Genomic DNA, 15,904 nt, shown 5'->3' with positions numbered 1-15,904 from the left:
AGCGCGGGCTTTCTATGGGCAGGGCGCCATGTTTTAAATCTTTGGAACAACGTACCCGTTCAGCAGTTCGGCGTGCAGGAGGAACAAAATGCAATTCGCGGAAGAAATCGCGCTCAGGCGCGTAAAGATGCTGGTCGAACAATATGTTGTCGCCAGGAGCAGGAGATATGATTTCGTCTCGACCGAACTCGCCTGTAAGGCCATCCGCCAGGTCGTACGAAGCCCGATCGAGGACGCCGAACTGGACCATCTGCTGGCCAGAAGCGCCGTCAAACAAGGGCTGTCGGTGCGGTTCGACCGGATAGGTCATTGGCAGGCGGCTTCGCCCGAACTCAGCCAGGAGAAATCAGCATGAGGGCAGTGCTTTTGATGTCGGCCGCATTGCTCGCCTTGGCGGCGTGTAATGACAATGCCGATCCAGCCAAGTCCAAGACGGATACCACGAACAGCCAACCGGTCGACAAGAATCCCACGACGGACACCAACCCGACACCGCAGACCAGCACCGGCGGCGATCAGCAAGGTACGCAGCCAGCCCAGCCTGCATCTCCCAAGCCAAGTGGCGGCTAGGCCTATGGAGCGACGCAACGCGATAATCTCGCTGGTGATAGCCGCAGTCATCATTGTCGGTTTCGTCGTCGGCTTTTTCTACATTGATATGGGCTGGCAGACCTCGCCGCTGAAACGCGCGCCTGAACAGAACCAGGGTGGCAACGCCCCGGCGGATACCTCACCAGCCGCGGGCGTCCAGAAGAATCCCAAGGAAAACACCGAAATGCCTGGGCAGTGATCGACAGCTCGTCTCTGAGTAGACCTCGAACCAAGCCAGACGCGTTTATGCTGTCAGGTCCCACCGTGCTGATCCTTATGTACTTTCTGCTTCCCGTCTGGCTTGTCGCTGGCTTTGCAGACTGGCTTTGCCACCGCGCCTCACATATCGAGTCGACCACGGGCGCCAAGGAATCCTTGATCCATCTTCTGATGTTCGCCGAAGTAGGCGTGCCGTTGCTGGCAGCCATGTTCCTCGAGGTGAATGCCTTGGTCATCGCTGTCATGATCGTCACCTTCTTCATCCACGAGGCGACGGCGATGTGGGATGTACGCTATGCAACCACGGCGCGCAGGGTAACGCCGATCGAACAGCATGTGCACAGCTTTCTGGAAATGATCCCGCTGATGGGCCTGGTCAGCGTCGTCTCCCTCCATTGGACGCAGTTTCTTGCGTTGTTCGGGGCGGGGCCGGAAACCGCGCGCTTCGATATCGTCTGGAAATCGCAGCAGTTGCCACTGATCTATATCGTCTGCGTGATGGCCGTGATCGTACTTTTCGAGTTGCTTCCGTATGTGGAGGAATTCGTCAGGGGCTTACGGGCCAATGCCGGGAGGCTGATCCCGCCGAAAGCCAGGCGACGCGACCCGGGCCACACGACGTTGCGGTGATGGGGCGGTCTGAAACGATGCTTCCTTGACCACAAGTACTCAGCGGTCTGAGCGCCGTCTCGCGCGGAACATCTCTGCCGGACTGGTCATTAACAGAACGGGAGAGGACAGACATGGAGCGTGATGATGAGCATCCTTTCCGACCTCGACAAAAAGCTGACGGACAACATGTATGAACATGCCAGCGAACTCACGGATGCGGTGGCGGACCTGCCGCCGGAACTCGTTGAAAGCGTCGACCGGCTAATGCCTTTCATCCAGCCCGAAGCGCGCGAGACGGTGAGAAATCAGGTTTTCGGCCTGATCCACGAATACAGGATCGTGGCCCCTCGCAGCCCGGCCGATCAGGATTGACCTACCCGTTCTGGTCTATCGCGTGAGGCGCGGGTTGGCTGCCGCCATCGTTGCTTGCTCTATGGCCGCCGAACCACAGCCAAGCCGCGACGATCACGACTGCCACGATCACTATCCAGGATATGAGACGAGGCATTGCGGGATTCTCCGTGCCAGCAGTCCATTCACGTCGACGTGATGATCAGGACGGAATTGAAGTCGGCTCCGCCGCCTCCTTGTGCTCCTAATTCCGCACGCGATCCTTTGTTCCGCTTGAGTTGCGGTGGCCGGCTGAGATCTGTCGCGTCCACATGCCCTGCAGCCGCCCCGCCGGATGGGCTTTCGTTGACGCGCCCGCTGAACGCTCTAGGTCAATTCAAGCCGACCACCGCTCGTTCGGCACTAGGGGAGACTATTCTTGTGGCGCACCAAACGCCGAATTTGATCCTCAGCGGCCGTCATTTCCGGCTGGATTGTTTGTGCTTGCTGTTGCTGTTGTGCGTGTCGGCGGGATGCTCGTCTTCCGACGAGATCGAGCAGCAATCACGAACAGCGGCTTCCGCGGCACAGACCGCATCGATGTTGCTCGACGCTTGGATGGGCGGCGCGGCGCCGACCGCATACACGGTGGACACGCTGCAATCGATCGCCAAGACGCTCGTAGATACGGGGGCGCAAATCCGGTCCGCCGAAACCAGTGAACCCACCGAGCAAGCTTCTCTGACAAAAGCAGTCAATGATTTGTCGGTCGCGGTGACGCGTGCCGAGGCCGGACTGCAGGCAGATGACCGGCTGGAAGTCCAAGACGCGCAACAGGATTTACGGCTGGCGTCGCGTGCGCTCGCTGCCGCCTACGCCAAGTATTTCGCGCCGAAGCCATGAAAAAGCTCATGGAAATATCCCTCGGCGTCGTCACCAGCGTCGGCGGCTTCCTCGAAGTTGGGTCCATGGCGACGGCGGCGCAGGCAGGCGCGATGTTTGGCTTCCAGTTGATCTGGGCGGTGGTGCTTGGCACCGTCTGCATCATCTTCCTTGTCGAAATGTCCGGCCGGTTCGCGGCCGTGAGCCATCACACGATCTCCGACGGCATCCGCGAAAGGTTCGGTTTCAACGTCTTTCTATGGCCGTTGCTTGCCGCCTTGCTGGTCAATTTCCTGGTGCTGTCCGCCGAGATCGGCGGCGTTGCCATTGCGCTCGAACTTGCCACGGGCATAGGCTTCCAGTGGTGGGCACTGCCGGTGGCTTTGCTGGCGTGGCTGCTGCTCTGGAAAGGCACGTTCGGCGTCATCGAGAAGGGCGTGTCGTTTCTCGGTCTGGTGACGCTGTGTTTCGTCGTCGGAGCGGTGATGCTGAGACCTGATTGGACGGCAGTCGCAAGGGGCGCCGTGCCTTCGCTGCCGGTCCACGATGCCGCCAATTACTGGTTCATGGCGGTCAGCATTCTGGGCGCCTCGATATCGCCCTACCTGTTCATGTTCTATTCCTCGGGGGCCATCGAGGACCGGTGGGACAAAAGCTATCTCGGCGCCAATCGGGCCATAGCGGGGTTGGGCATGACCTTCGGGGGCACCATCTCGATCGGCGTGTTGATCGTGGCCGCTCTCGTGCTCGCCACGCATGGCGTCACCCAGGTGGACGACTATCACCAACTGCCGTTGATGCTGATCCCCATATTCGGCTTCTGGGGCTTCGTGCTGTTTGTTGCTTCTCTCGCCATCGCCTGCTTCGGCGCTGCGCTCGAGGTCGGGTTGCAACAGGCCTATCTTGTGGCCCAAGGGTTCGGCTGGAATTGGGGCGAGGATCGCAAGCCGCGCGACGATCCGGGTTTCAGCGCCATCTACACGATATCATTACTGTTGGCGGCTATTCCCATCGCGCTTGGTCTTGACCCGCTGAGGCTCACCATCTTTTCCATGGCGCTGACGGCTGCCAGCCTTCCGCTGACCGTCGTTCCGTTCCTGTTTCTGCTGAACGACAAACGTTATGTCGGCGAGCATCGCAACGGCATTTTGTCAAATGCCGCCGTCATCTTCATCATCGCGCTTGGCTTCGTACTGGCGGTGGTGACCATCCCGCTGCAGATATTCGGAGGCACATGATGAAGTTGCTGCGTGATCTCCTGGACAAGCAGGTGGTCGACCGCGAGCAGGTCAAGGTCGGTAAGGTCGACGGTTTGGTGGCGCAGTTGCGGCCTGGCAAGCCGCCTCGGATCATTGCCATCGAGCTCGGCTCCATCACCCTGGCGCGTCGCCTCGGCGCACGGCCCGGGCGCTGGATGGCGCGGCTCGCGGTCAAGCTGGGCGGCACGCAGCATGGCGAACCTCATCGGATCGCTTGGCGCAAGGTGAAAGATATCGGCATCGATATCGAGTTCGACATCGATGTGCGAGAAACGTCGATCTTCGCCTGGCAGGACTGGTTGCGCGACCATATCATCGGGCGCATTCCGGGAGCTTGATGATGATTACGGTCAATCTCGAGCATCTGGCGGGGCGGCGCGTACTCTCGCAGCGCGGCAAGAATGTCGGTTATATCGAGGAGATCCGCGCCGAACGGGATGGTGACGATTTCGTCGTCACCGAATTCCACGTCGGGGTCTACGCTGCTTTCGAGCGTCTTTCGGCCTCGGCCATAGGCGTGGCGGTGCTGGATCTTTTCCGATTACGCCGCCGCGACGGTCTATACCGCATTCCTTGGGACAAGCTCGACATCTCCGATCCCGCGCGACCGCGGCTGCTGTGCCCAATGACTGAACTCTCAGGCATGAAGGACGCGCCGGACCTCCAGGAATAGGTCGTGGGTGCTGCATCGTCGGGATTAGTCTCAGCGCAGCATGCTTGCCGCCAGGAAGACCACGGCTGCTGTCAAAACGACAGCTGCAATCACCAACACCGGCCAGTTGCCGCCAGGCCGCAGTTCCGGCTCGCCTTCGACCGGACGCATGGCATTGGCAAAGCTGGCATCGTTTTCGAATTTTGGACGAGTGCGCGGCGGACTTGTCTCAGCGACCGGATTTTGTGTGTCCGCGGCCTCTGCGTCTGTCTCAAGCGGGGCAATGGCGGGATCGAACCCCGGCGTCTTGTCGTGCGTTGCTCCTGCCTGAACTTCGCCTCTGGCCGCGGCAGCCGTGAGACCTGTAACCTTAGCCATAATCTCTCCCCTTCGAACCGATCTCGGCAGTATCGCACTTGCAGGCGCCGGCGGAACCAAGCTTGCATGCGCTGAGGCGACCCACCACGGTCAGACTTGCTCGCTCAGCAGAATCCTGGCGTCCTTGGCCGCAACGATGAACGCCTGTCGTGCCGCCCTTGTCGGCTTTTCGCCTCGCATGACGGCAAGGCACGCTCTGATCGCGGCAAGACGCCTCTCGGATGTCGGCTTTGGCCAGTCCCGCAGCAGCACTTCGGCTGCGTCCGACACCGAAACCACAACCCTGTCGCGGTCTATCCGGCCAGGTTGAATGACAATCGGCTTTCTGAAATGTCCAGTACGCACATGCCTCTCCAGCGGGATGCACTCTATTCGACACGCCGCTGCAAGACTGCGCGTCGCGACGCGCTTTAACTCCGCAACCGTCGATTTGTTCCAGAGCACCTGGCGTTTGAAACAACTAGCCGTTGGCCGTCCGTGCGCGCCCGTCCCAAGACTTACAACAGGTCCTTGCGAAGGAAGATGCGTGCGTGCCCTGGAATTCCGAATTCGACTTTGCCGAATTCCTCGAACCCATGCTGCATGTAGAATAGCGGCGCCTGGAAACTGCTTGTCTCGACCACGGCTTTTTTGCAGCCACGCTGGTTCATGGTGCCGGCGTTCCTGTCGCCTGTCACTTCTCCACATTTTCCGTCGATGTGGCAGATCTCACGCGAGATAGTCCGGCAGCCTCATGCGTGGATCGTGGTGCTGCCGGGCCTGCAGGCATGTCGTCTGGGTATCGGAACAAAGCGCATCTTGGCCTGTTAGGGCGACGCATCCCAGGCAAGGACAAAGCCGATGAAAACACGACAATTTTTCGCATCGCTCGCCGCTGCTTCCATTTTTCTCGCCGTGCCTGCTTTTGCTGCCGACAGCGCCCAGGCCTTCGTCGACAAGGCTGCCATCGGCGGCAAGTTCGAAGTCGACTCGAGCCAGATTGCCTTGGGCAAGGTTCAGGACCAGAGCATCAAGGACTTCGCCCAGATGATGATCCGCGATCACGGCGCGGCCAATGCCAAGCTGGCAACGGTGGCCGGCGAACAAAAATTGAAAGTGCCGCCGGCGCTTGATGCCCAGCACCAGGGCGATCTCGACAAGCTCAAGAATGCGCAGGCTCCGATCGATCCAGCCTATGTCGACATGCAGCGCAAGGCGCATGCCGACGCCGTCAAGCTGTTCGAAACCTATGCCAGCGGCGGCGACAACGCCGGGCTCAAGACATTCGCCCAGCAAACGGTCGATACGCTGAAGACGCACCAGCAGATGATCGAAAAGATCGCAGCCGGGCAGGACGCCATCACGGGAGCGACAACACCGGCGGTGAAGACCGACAATACCCCCAATGCCGCCGCTCTCGTTCCCGGCGCAAACAGCTTCACCGAAGCCCAGGCCAAGAGCCGCATCGAGGGTGCAGGCTATACCAACGTGTCGAAGCTTACCAAGGACGACCAGGGCATCTGGCGGGGCCATGCCACCAAGGCAGGCGAAAGCCTCGCCGTCGGCCTGGACTATCAGGGCAACGTCGTTGCCGCCAGCAAGTGAGCACGGATCAGGAGAAATCAATGAAAACGGTAACTGGACTGTTCGACAACTATGACGACGCGGCCGACGCGGTCCGCGAACTGGAAGCCACGGGCGTCCCGCATGCGAACATCAGCATCGTCGCCAACAACTCGGATGACTGGTACGAGGGCGACCGTTCGGAGGCTGCCGAGGATGCCGGGGCTGGCGCGGGGATTGGAGCCGTGATCGGCGGTGCCGGCGGATTGCTGACAGGGCTGGGGGTCATGGCCATCCCGGGCGTCGGACCTGTGGTCGCGGCGGGTTGGCTCGCCGCCACCGCGACAGGTGTCGTTGCCGGGGCGGTGGCAGGCGGTGCGGTCGGAGGCATTGTCGGCGCTCTGACGGAGTCCGGCGTGCCCGAGAACGATGCCCACGTGTATGCGGAGGGCGTACGCCGCGGCGGCACGTTGGTCACGGCCAGGGTGGACGATGAACTCATTGCAAATGCCGAGGAAATTCTGGGGCAATCCAGATCGGTCGATCTTGCCGAACGCCGCAGGGCTTACGAGGCTGGCGGCTGGACCGGCTTCGATGCCAATGCCGGCGAATATATCCCTGACGAGACCGATCGCGACAGCGCTCGGGCGATCAATCGGCCTTGAACGAGGAGGTGTGGTCGCACGTACCGAACGACGAGGTTTCACGAAGTGCTACGGAGCGTGTGGGACAGATGTTCGAGTTGCCCGGCTTCAAGATCTCCGTGAGCAAGGCATGAAGCTTCCCGGCTGTCCGGCGCGTTAAGTGATCTCAGTTGAATCCCCGACCGTTCAAGCGAACTGGCTGGCTGTCGGGTTGGCGTGCTGCACGAAAAGTACTCAGCGATCAAGGTGCGGTGTTGGTATGGTGGTGCGCTGGCGGGCTCTGGTCACGCTGAGCCGCACGTCTGCCGCCTGGCTCATATCGGGCGTGCGCCTGTTCGATCTCACAACTCGATTCTAGTGACTGTGGCTCCCCTTATGTTCGACTATTAACTGTTCGGCCAAGTTGGGCGTTGACGCTTCCTCTCTATAAGAGTTAATAATCTCCTAATATAAGAAGCATCTAAAGTTCGTGGTCGAAAGCCACGAGTTTGACGATGTAGGTTGGGTAGGGAACGTAGCGTGACGACCAGTCGTCGCGTCCAGCAGCATCGGGTCAATATCCGTCCGTGAATGGCCAGCTTGAGGCGGCTGTTCCAGGCGCGGCGGTGTGCCTGGATGAGGGCGAAAATTCATGCCTGCCTGGATTCGCGCGGTTTTTCTTCGGCTGGAAGCAGCCGGTCGTTCAGTACTGTCGATAAAACAGAAAAACAGATGAGGCGTCTGTTCTTAAAAGGGGGGTTGAAAAATGGCTACTCAGGTCACCGGTGCCGGCGGCACCACGACGTCTTTCTCCAACACGCCGCAGGCGAAGGATGACCTGTTTACCTATGATAGTTTCCAATCCGTCTTCCTGAACGTGATGGCCAACGATCTCGGCGGGAATGCCAAGACCCTCTGGTCAGTCGACAATGGCATCAACAACACAGGCGCAATGAATGGATACACCGCCGCTGATTTGTTGACCCAAGACTTAGCACGCACTGAATCCCCCACCTCCGAGACAAGTTATAACGGCGCGAAGATCTGGATTACGTCCGACGGACTCGTGGGATACGACGCGACTACCTTGTCAGCGGCGTTCAAGGCACAGTTACAGGGCTTGAATGCGGGACAGTACCTGACTGACAGCTTCATCTACTCGGTCCGGCTCGGCAATGGAACGCTCAGCTGGGCAACCGCGACGGTACATTTCGCCGGCACCAACGACGCCGCGGTGATTTCCGGCGTCTCTACGGGCGCGGTCGTCGAGGCTGGCGGTGTCGCCAATGCCATCACCGGGACGCCGACGGTGAGCGGCACGCTGACAGATACCGACGTCGACAACACGCCCAATACGTTCCAGGCGGTCGCGCCCGGAACCGCGGGCGATCATGGGTATGGGACCTACCAGATGACCGCGGGTGGTGTCTGGACCTTCACCCTCAACAACAACAATGCGGCAGTGCAGGGTCTCAACGTCGGCCAGCATCTCACCGAGACGTTTACCGTCCACACACAGGACGGCACGGCCCAAGTAGTAACGGTCACGATCAACGGCACCAATGACGCGGCTGTAATCTCCGGCACCATTGCCGGCACGGTCGTCGAGGCCGGCGGCGCTATCAATGGCACCCCGAGTGTCAGCGGCACGCTGACGGATACCGACGTCGACAATCTGGCGAACACGTTCCAGGCGGTTGGTGCCGGCGGGGCAACTGACCACGGCTACGGCACCTTTGCGATGAACGCGGCGGGCACCTGGACCTATACGCTCGACAACACGAATAGTGCGGTCCAGGAACTCAACGCGGGCGATCATTTGATCGACACATTCACGGTTCGGACTGCGGACGGGACAGCGCAGGTAGTAACGGTCACGATCAATGGAATTACTGATAACGCGACGGTCAACCTGAGCGCCTCGACGGTCGCCGAGGGCGCGGTCGCCAACTACGTGTTCACGGCGACGCTGTCGGACGCCTCGCATGGCGTCACCACGATCACCACCGACAAGGGCGACATCACCATCGCCGATGGCCAGACCACCGGCACGCTGACGATCGCCTCGGGCAATGGCGAGGACGTCTACAACGACGCATCGAGCCTGACCGCCAACATCACCGCCACCGCGGGCGGCAACTTCGAGCACCTGGTGATCGGCACCGGCACGGCGACGGCCAACGTCACCGACACCACCACCGACGCGACGGTCAACCTGAGCGCCTCGACGGTCGCCGAGGGCGCGGTCGCCAACTACGTGTTCACGGCGACGCTGTCGGACGCCTCGCATGGCGTCACCACGATCACCACCGACAAGGGCGACATCACCATCGCCGATGGCCAGACCACCGGCACGCTGACGATCGCCTCGGGCAATGGCGAGGACGTCTACAACGACGCATCGAGCCTGACCGCCAACATCACCGCCATCGCGGGCGGCAACTTCGAGCACCTGGTGATCGGCACCGGCACGGCGACGGCCAACGTCACCGACACCACCACCGACGCGACGGTCAACCTGAGCGCCTCGACGGTCGCCGAGGGCGCGGTCGCCAACTACGTGTTCACGGCGACGCTGTCGGACGCCTCGCATGGCGTCACCACGATCACCACCGACAAGGGCGACATCACCATCGCCGATGGCCAGACCACCGGCACGCTGACGATCGCCTCGGGCAATGGCGAGGACGTCTACAACGACGCATCGAGCCTGACCGCCAACATCACCGCCACCGCGGGCGGCAACTTCGAGCACCTGGTGATCGGCACCGGCACGGCGACGGCCAACGTCACCGACACCACCACCGACGCGACGGTCAACCTGAGCGCCTCGACGGTCGCCGAGGGCGCGGTCGCCAACTACGTGTTCACGGCGACGCTGTCGGACGCCTCGCATGGCGTCACCACGATCACCACCGACAAGGGCGACATCACCATCGCCGATGGCCAGACCACCGGCACGCTGACGATCGCCTCGGGCAATGGCGAGGACGTCTACAACGACGCATCGAGCCTGACCGCCAACATCACCGCCACCGCGGGCGGCAACTTCGAGCACCTGGTGATCGGCACCGGCACGGCGACGGCCAACGTCACCGACACCACCACCGACGCGACGGTCAACCTGAGCGCCTCGACGGTCGCCGAGGGCGCGGTCGCCAACTACGTGTTCACGGCGACGCTGTCGGACGCCTCGCATGGCGTCACCACGATCACCACCGACAAGGGCGACATCACCATCGCCGATGGCCAGACCACCGGCACGCTGACGATCGCCTCGGGCAATGGCGAGGACGTCTACAACGACGCATCGAGCCTGACCGCCAACATCACCGCCACCGCGGGCGGCAACTTCGAGCACCTGGTGATCGGCACCGGCACGGCGACGGCCAACGTCACCGACACCACCACCGACGCGACGGTCAACCTGAGCGCCTCGACGGTCGCCGAGGGCGCGGTCGCCAACTACGTGTTCACGGCGACGCTGTCGGACGCCTCGCATGGCGTCACCACGATCACCACCGACAAGGGCGACATCACCATCGCCGATGGCCAGACCACCGGCACGCTGACGATCGCCTCGGGCAATGGCGAGGACGTCTACAACGACGCATCGAGCCTGACCGCCAACATCACCGCCACCGCGGGCGGCAACTTCGAGCACCTGGTGATCGGCACCGGCACGGCGACGGCCAACGTCACCGACACCACCACCGACGCGACGGTCAACCTGAGCGCCTCGACGGTCGCCGAGGGCGCGGTCGCCAACTACGTGTTCACGGCGACGCTGTCGGACGCCTCGCATGGCGTCACCACGATCACCACCGACAAGGGCGACATCACCATCGCCGATGGCCAGACCACCGGCACGCTGACGATCGCCTCGGGCAATGGCGAGGACGTCTACAACGACGCATCGAGCCTGACCGCCAACATCACCGCCACCGCGGGCGGCAACTTCGAGCACCTGGTGATCGGCACCGGCACGGCGACGGCCAACGTCACCGACACCACCACCGACGCGACGGTCAACCTGAGCGCCTCGACGGTCGCCGAGGGCGCGGTCGCCAACTACGTGTTCACGGCGACGCTGTCGGACGCCTCGCATGGCGTCACCACGATCACCACCGACAAGGGCGACATCACCATCGCCGATGGCCAGACCACCGGCACGCTGACGATCGCCTCGGGCAATGGCGAGGACGTCTACAACGACGCATCGAGCCTGACCGCCAACATCACCGCCACCGCGGGCGGCAACTTCGAGCACCTGGTGATCGGCACCGGCACGGCGACGGCCAACGTCACCGACACCACCACCGACGCGACGGTCAACCTGAGCGCCTCGACGGTCGCCGAGGGCGCGGTCGCCAACTACGTGTTCACGGCGACGCTGTCGGACGCCTCGCATGGCGTCACCACGATCACCACCGACAAGGGCGACATCACCATCGCCGATGGCCAGACCACCGGCACGCTGACGATCGCCTCGGGCAATGGCGAGGACGTCTACAACGACGCATCGAGCCTGACCGCCAACATCACCGCCACCGCGGGCGGCAACTTCGAGCACCTGGTGATCGGCACCGGCACGGCGACGGCCAACGTCACCGACACCACCACCGACGCGACGGTCAACCTGAGCGCCTCGACGGTCGCCGAGGGCGCGGTCGCCAACTACGTGTTCACGGCGACGCTGTCGGACGCCTCGCATGGCGTCACCACGATCACCACCGACAAGGGCGACATCACCATCGCCGATGGCCAGACCACCGGCACGCTGACGATCGCCTCGGGCAATGGCGAGGACGTCTACAACGACGCATCGAGCCTGACCGCCAACATCACCGCCACCGCGGGCGGCAACTTCGAGCACCTGGTGATCGGCACCGGCACGGCGACGGCCAACGTCACCGACACCACCACCGACGCGACGGTCAACCTGAGCGCCTCGACGGTCGCCGAGGGCGCGGTCGCCAACTACGTGTTCACGGCGACGCTGTCGGACGCCTCGCATGGCGTCACCACGATCACCACCGACAAGGGCGACATCACCATCGCCGATGGCCAGACCACCGGCACGCTGACGATCGCCTCGGGCAATGGCGAGGACGTCTACAACGACGCATCGAGCCTGACCGCCAACATCACCGCCACCGCGGGCGGCAACTTCGAGCACCTGGTGATCGGCACCGGCACGGCGACGGCCAACGTCACCGACACCACCACCGACGCGACGGTCAACCTGAGCGCCTCGACGGTCGCCGAGGGCGCGGTCGCCAACTACGTGTTCACGGCGACGCTGTCGGACGCCTCGCATGGCGTCACCACGATCACCACCGACAAGGGCGACATCACCATCGCCGATGGCCAGACCACCGGCACGCTGACGATCGCCTCGGGCAATGGCGAGGACGTCTACAACGACGCATCGAGCCTGACCGCCAACATCACCGCCACCGCGGGCGGCAACTTCGAGCACCTGGTGATCGGCACCGGCACGGCGACGGCCAACGTCACCGACACCACCACCGACGCGACGGTCAACCTGAGCGCCTCGACGGTCGCCGAGGGCGCGGTCGCCAACTACGTGTTCACGGCGACGCTGTCGGACGCCTCGCATGGCGTCACCACGATCACCACCGACAAGGGCGACATCACCATCGCCGATGGCCAGACCACCGGCACGCTGACGATCGCCTCGGGCAATGGCGAGGACGTCTACAACGACGCATCGAGCCTGACCGCCAACATCACCGCCACCGCGGGCGGCAACTTCGAGCACCTGGTGATCGGCACCGGCACGGCGACGGCCAACGTCACCGACACCACCACCGACGCGACGGTGAATCTCAGCACGTCGAACGTTACGGATCACGATACCAACGTCACCTTCACGGCGACGTTGAGCAACGCCTCGCAAGGCGTCACCACGGTCCACACCGACCATGGCGACATCACCATCGCTAACGGCCAGACCGTTGGCACACTGGTGATCGCAACCCCCAACGCATCAAGCCTGTCCGCGACCATCACCGGCACCTTGGGCGGCAACTTTGAACACCTGGTGGTCGGCACCGGCACGGCGACGGCGCAGATCATCGACGCAACTGCGCCGACCGTGACGATTACCGACGACGAGCCGGCGGCGACGGCCAACATTGCCGGTGGCAATGTCCTCTACACCTTCACCTTCAGCGAGCCTGTCACCGGATTTGTTACATCGGATATCGTTGTGGGAGGCGGTACCAAGGGTACGTTCACCGCGGTGAGCAGCACGGTTTACACCTTGGATGTGATCCCAACCGCGAATACGCAGGCCGGTATCATCACCGTAGATGTGGCGGCAGGCGCGGCCAACGATGCAGCCAGCAACGGCAACACGGTGGCGATCCAGGCGACGCAAGCTTACGACACCAAGGCGCCGACGGTTATCATCACCGACGACGAGCCGGCGGCGACGGCCAACATTGCCGGTGGCAGTGTCCTCTACACCTTCACCACCAGCGAGAGCGTTGGCAGCACGCTGACCATTGCGGACGTGACGGTAACGGGCGGCACGGTCGGTGCGCTGACGCAAGTCGGCACCAGCAACGTATATAACCTGACCGTGACCCCGACGGCCAACGTCGATGCCGGCACGATCAGTGTAACAGTGAACCAGGTTGGCATCACCGATACGGCGGGCAATTCGGGGACCGGCACTGTCAATGCCACCCAGGCCTACGATACCAAGGCGCCGACCGTTTCGGTCGACATCATCGCCCCAGACCTGCCGGCAGGCGGGACATCACAGGTAAAGTTTGTCTTCAGCGAAGTCCCTACCGGTTTCACGGCGGCCGACATCATTGTGACGTCAGGCAGCGGCTCGATCACCAGCGGGCCGACCATAGACGCCACAGATCCAACCGGCAAAACCTATGTCGCAACGTTCACCGCATCTTCGACTTTTGTCGGAAACGCGACCGTTTCAGTGAGCTCGGGAAGCTATACGGATGCAGCTCTGAACACAGGCTCCGGAGGCAACGACACGGTATTCGAGGGCTTTACCTTTGACGCAGCGACGAAGGAAAACGGGCAAAGCGGCAATTTCACTCTTTCCGGGCACTATAATACCGGTGTGACGATACGCGCGTACTGGGACGTCGACAATCCGACCCACGCAGTTGCCGTGACGCTGAATGGCGATGGCACCTGGAGCGGGGCTAAGACCAACCTGGGCAACAACACCGGAGCCCACACCTTCTTTGTGGTCGCTACGACAGGCAGCAGTACCATTGTCCAATCCATCGGTGTCACAGCGCCCGCCGGCATTGCCGGAGAGGCTGTGAACTTGGGACTTACCGATCCAGCCGGCCACGATGGCGCGATTACGCTCACGATTAGTGACGTCCCCGACGGATGGACGATCGATGGGGGCACCCGCAACGCGGACGGCTCTTGGACCGCAACAACCACGAATGTTTCCGCCCTGACCGTCACGACGCCGGTCACCTACACCGGTGCACACGTGCTCAACGTGACCGGGACCTGGAGTAACGAGGACGGGACCACCGGGACCATGACCATCGCGGACAACGTGGAAATCTATGCCAAGGGTTCGCCCATCTTTGCTTTGTCTGGAAACGACTACCTGACCGGGTCCAGCGGCAACGACCTCTTCGTCTTCTCGCAGCCGATCGGTGCCGACACGGTGCACAATTTCGACGCCGCGGCCGACCAGATCGACCTTATCGGCTACAACGGACTGGCGGACTTTGCCGACCTGCAGACCCATATCGCCGACGATGCCCACGGCAACGCGGTGATCACGCTGGGCGATGGGCAGTCGATCACGCTGGATGGCGTGCACTCGGGCGCGCTGACGGCAGGCAATTTCGTCTTCGACCAGACGCCGGTGGTCAACAATGCCGGCACCATGACGATCGGCGACGGCGCCTTGCTGCCGCTGAGCGGCATGATCAACAATAGCGGCCTCATCTCGCTGGACTCGACCGGCGGTGAAACGCTGCTGCAAATCATCCAGCATGGCGTGACCCTGCAGGGCGGCGGGCAGATACTGTTGTCCGACAGCGCCGCCAACGTGATCTCCGGCACGGGGCCGGACGTCACTCTGGTCAATGTCGACAACACGATATCGGGCGCCGGCCAGTTGGGCGGCGGGATGCTGAGCCTCGACAACCAGGGCACCATTATCGCCTCCGGCGCGAATGCGCTGGTCATCGATACGGGGGGCAGCGTCGTCACCAACTCCGGAACATTGGAGGCGACCGGTTCAGGTGGACTGACGATCACCGGCGGGCTGGCGAATTCCGGCATGCTGTTGGCCAATGGCGGCGACATCGTCATCCATGGCCAGGTCACCGGCGACGGCGATGCCACGATCGGCAACCTGTCGAAGCTTGAGTTCGGCAGCGCCTCGTCGACGGATGTCACCTTCGCGCACGATGCGGCCGGCACGCTGCAGCTCGACGATTCCTTCGATTTCAGCGGGCGGATCGGCGGCATCACCAATGACGACAGGCTTGAGCTCGAGGACATCCTGTTCGGCGCGGGAACGACGGCCGTCTACCAGGCAAACCAGGATGGCAGCGGCGGAACGCTGACCGTTTCGGACGGCACCCACGGTACCGCGCTGCATCTGGTCGGCAGCTACGATGCGAACGGCTTCAAGCTTGCCGATGACGGCCAAGGCCATACCGCCGTTTCGTACAATCCGGCGGAATTCACGCTGACGGGCGTTGGCAATGGAGCAATTTCAAGCGACTTCGTGGTGTGAACCAAAAGGCCGCCGCCAGCGGCGGCCCACCTGGCCT

15 protein-coding genes are annotated in these 15,904 nt (G+C 62.4%); 12 read left to right on the top strand and 3 right to left on the bottom strand.

Translation table 11 applies throughout. The features are described from left to right. Positions 1-88 precede the first annotated feature (88 nt). The 9 genes from A9K65_RS29660 to A9K65_RS29620 all read left to right on the top strand — a co-directional run bounded on the left by A9K65_RS29660 (position 89) and on the right by A9K65_RS29620 (position 4,566). Positions 89-355, top strand: a complete 267-nt coding sequence (locus A9K65_RS29660; protein WP_063170162.1) for a hypothetical protein — start codon at positions 89-91, stop codon at positions 353-355. Then, positions 352-570, top strand: a complete 219-nt coding sequence (locus A9K65_RS29655) for a hypothetical protein (RefSeq protein ID WP_063170163.1) — start codon at positions 352-354, stop codon at positions 568-570. The genes A9K65_RS29660 and A9K65_RS29655 overlap by 4 nt, the downstream gene beginning before the upstream one ends. Positions 571-574: 4 nt before the next feature. Next, positions 575-790 (top strand): hypothetical protein, encoded by a 216-nt coding sequence (locus A9K65_RS29650; RefSeq protein ID WP_063170164.1) that lies wholly within the window; start codon positions 575-577, stop codon positions 788-790. Between the two features lie 47 nt (positions 791-837). Next, positions 838-1,440, top strand: coding sequence for a hypothetical protein (locus tag A9K65_RS29645; protein ID WP_063170165.1), 603 nt, complete (start codon positions 838-840; stop codon positions 1,438-1,440). A 126-nt stretch (positions 1,441-1,566) separates the two neighbouring features. Beyond that, positions 1,567-1,794 (top strand): hypothetical protein, encoded by a 228-nt coding sequence (locus A9K65_RS29640; RefSeq protein WP_063170474.1) that lies wholly within the window; start codon positions 1,567-1,569, stop codon positions 1,792-1,794. 399 nt (positions 1,795-2,193) lie between these two features. Further along, the gene (locus A9K65_RS29635) at positions 2,194-2,655 is read left to right on the top strand and encodes a hypothetical protein (protein ID WP_063170166.1); all 462 of its coding nucleotides are present in this window, start codon (positions 2,194-2,196) and stop codon (positions 2,653-2,655) included. Further along, a complete protein-coding gene (locus A9K65_RS29630; protein ID WP_063170167.1) occupies positions 2,652-3,872 on the top strand; it encodes a divalent metal cation transporter in 1,221 nt (406 codons plus the stop codon). The genes A9K65_RS29635 and A9K65_RS29630 overlap by 4 nt, the downstream gene beginning before the upstream one ends. Next, positions 3,872-4,231, top strand: coding sequence for a hypothetical protein (locus A9K65_RS29625; RefSeq protein ID WP_013533180.1), 360 nt, complete (start codon positions 3,872-3,874; stop codon positions 4,229-4,231). The genes A9K65_RS29630 and A9K65_RS29625 overlap by 1 nt, the downstream gene beginning before the upstream one ends. Next, complete coding sequence (locus tag A9K65_RS29620) at positions 4,231-4,566, top strand: hypothetical protein (protein WP_244506918.1); 336 nt, start codon at positions 4,231-4,233, stop codon at positions 4,564-4,566. The genes A9K65_RS29625 and A9K65_RS29620 overlap by 1 nt, the downstream gene beginning before the upstream one ends. A 30-nt stretch (positions 4,567-4,596) precedes the next feature. On the opposite strand, the gene A9K65_RS29615 is transcribed toward A9K65_RS29620, so the two are convergent. The 3 genes from A9K65_RS29615 to A9K65_RS29605 form a co-directional block, all read right to left on the bottom strand. After that, on the bottom strand, positions 4,597-4,923 hold the full coding sequence (locus A9K65_RS29615; RefSeq protein WP_063170168.1) for a hypothetical protein: 327 nt from the start codon (positions 4,921-4,923) through the stop codon (positions 4,597-4,599). A 90-nt stretch (positions 4,924-5,013) separates the two neighbouring features. After that, positions 5,014-5,268 (bottom strand): DUF982 domain-containing protein, encoded by a 255-nt coding sequence (locus A9K65_RS29610; protein ID WP_013533177.1) that lies wholly within the window; start codon positions 5,266-5,268, stop codon positions 5,014-5,016. 152 nt (positions 5,269-5,420) lie between these two features. Next, a complete protein-coding gene (locus tag A9K65_RS29605) occupies positions 5,421-5,600 on the bottom strand; it encodes a hypothetical protein (protein ID WP_024502377.1) in 180 nt (59 codons plus the stop codon). A gap of 163 nt (positions 5,601-5,763) precedes the next feature. Here A9K65_RS29605 and A9K65_RS29600 point away from each other — a divergent pair, with 163 nt between their 5' ends. The 3 genes from A9K65_RS29600 to A9K65_RS29590 all read left to right on the top strand — a co-directional run bounded on the left by A9K65_RS29600 (position 5,764) and on the right by A9K65_RS29590 (position 15,867). Beyond that, the gene (locus A9K65_RS29600; protein ID WP_063170169.1) at positions 5,764-6,507 is read left to right on the top strand and encodes a DUF4142 domain-containing protein; all 744 of its coding nucleotides are present in this window, start codon (positions 5,764-5,766) and stop codon (positions 6,505-6,507) included. A gap of 20 nt (positions 6,508-6,527) precedes the next feature. After that, a complete protein-coding gene (locus A9K65_RS29595) occupies positions 6,528-7,130 on the top strand; it encodes a general stress protein (RefSeq protein WP_063170170.1) in 603 nt (200 codons plus the stop codon). Between the two features lie 724 nt (positions 7,131-7,854). Continuing rightward, a complete protein-coding gene (locus tag A9K65_RS29590; RefSeq protein ID WP_086081351.1) occupies positions 7,855-15,867 on the top strand; it encodes an immunoglobulin-like domain-containing protein in 8,013 nt (2,670 codons plus the stop codon). Positions 15,868-15,904 lie beyond the last annotated feature (37 nt).

The sequence above is a fragment of the Mesorhizobium sp. WSM1497 genome (genome assembly GCF_001672455.2).
GTDB classification, from domain to species: Bacteria; Pseudomonadota; Alphaproteobacteria; order Rhizobiales; family Rhizobiaceae; genus Mesorhizobium; species Mesorhizobium ciceri.
Note: the sequence above shows the minus strand (reverse complement) of the source record. Positions and strands in the feature narration are given on the sequence as shown.

What these genes read in the sequence shown, in the direction of transcription:
- A9K65_RS29660 (WP_063170162.1), top strand. Translation starts at nt 89, where the DNA reads ATGCAATTCGCGGAAGAAATCGCGCTCAGGCGCGTAAAGATGCTGGTC.
- A9K65_RS29620 (WP_244506918.1), top strand. Translation starts at nt 4,231, where the DNA reads ATGATGATTACGGTCAATCTCGAGCATCTGGCGGGGCGGCGCGTACTC.
- A9K65_RS29595 (WP_063170170.1), top strand. Translation starts at nt 6,528, where the DNA reads ATGAAAACGGTAACTGGACTGTTCGACAACTATGACGACGCGGCCGAC.
- A9K65_RS29630 (WP_063170167.1), top strand. Translation starts at nt 2,652, where the DNA reads ATGAAAAAGCTCATGGAAATATCCCTCGGCGTCGTCACCAGCGTCGGC.
- A9K65_RS29600 (WP_063170169.1), top strand. Translation starts at nt 5,764, where the DNA reads ATGAAAACACGACAATTTTTCGCATCGCTCGCCGCTGCTTCCATTTTT.
- A9K65_RS29645 (WP_063170165.1), top strand. Translation starts at nt 838, where the DNA reads ATGCTGTCAGGTCCCACCGTGCTGATCCTTATGTACTTTCTGCTTCCC.
- A9K65_RS29625 (WP_013533180.1), top strand. Translation starts at nt 3,872, where the DNA reads ATGAAGTTGCTGCGTGATCTCCTGGACAAGCAGGTGGTCGACCGCGAG.
- A9K65_RS29655 (WP_063170163.1), top strand. Translation starts at nt 352, where the DNA reads ATGAGGGCAGTGCTTTTGATGTCGGCCGCATTGCTCGCCTTGGCGGCG.
- A9K65_RS29590 (WP_086081351.1), top strand. Translation starts at nt 7,855, where the DNA reads ATGGCTACTCAGGTCACCGGTGCCGGCGGCACCACGACGTCTTTCTCC.
- A9K65_RS29650 (WP_063170164.1), top strand. Translation starts at nt 575, where the DNA reads ATGGAGCGACGCAACGCGATAATCTCGCTGGTGATAGCCGCAGTCATC.
- A9K65_RS29640 (WP_063170474.1), top strand. Translation starts at nt 1,567, where the DNA reads ATGAGCATCCTTTCCGACCTCGACAAAAAGCTGACGGACAACATGTAT.
- A9K65_RS29615 (WP_063170168.1), bottom strand. Translation starts at nt 4,923, where the DNA reads ATGGCTAAGGTTACAGGTCTCACGGCTGCCGCGGCCAGAGGCGAAGTT.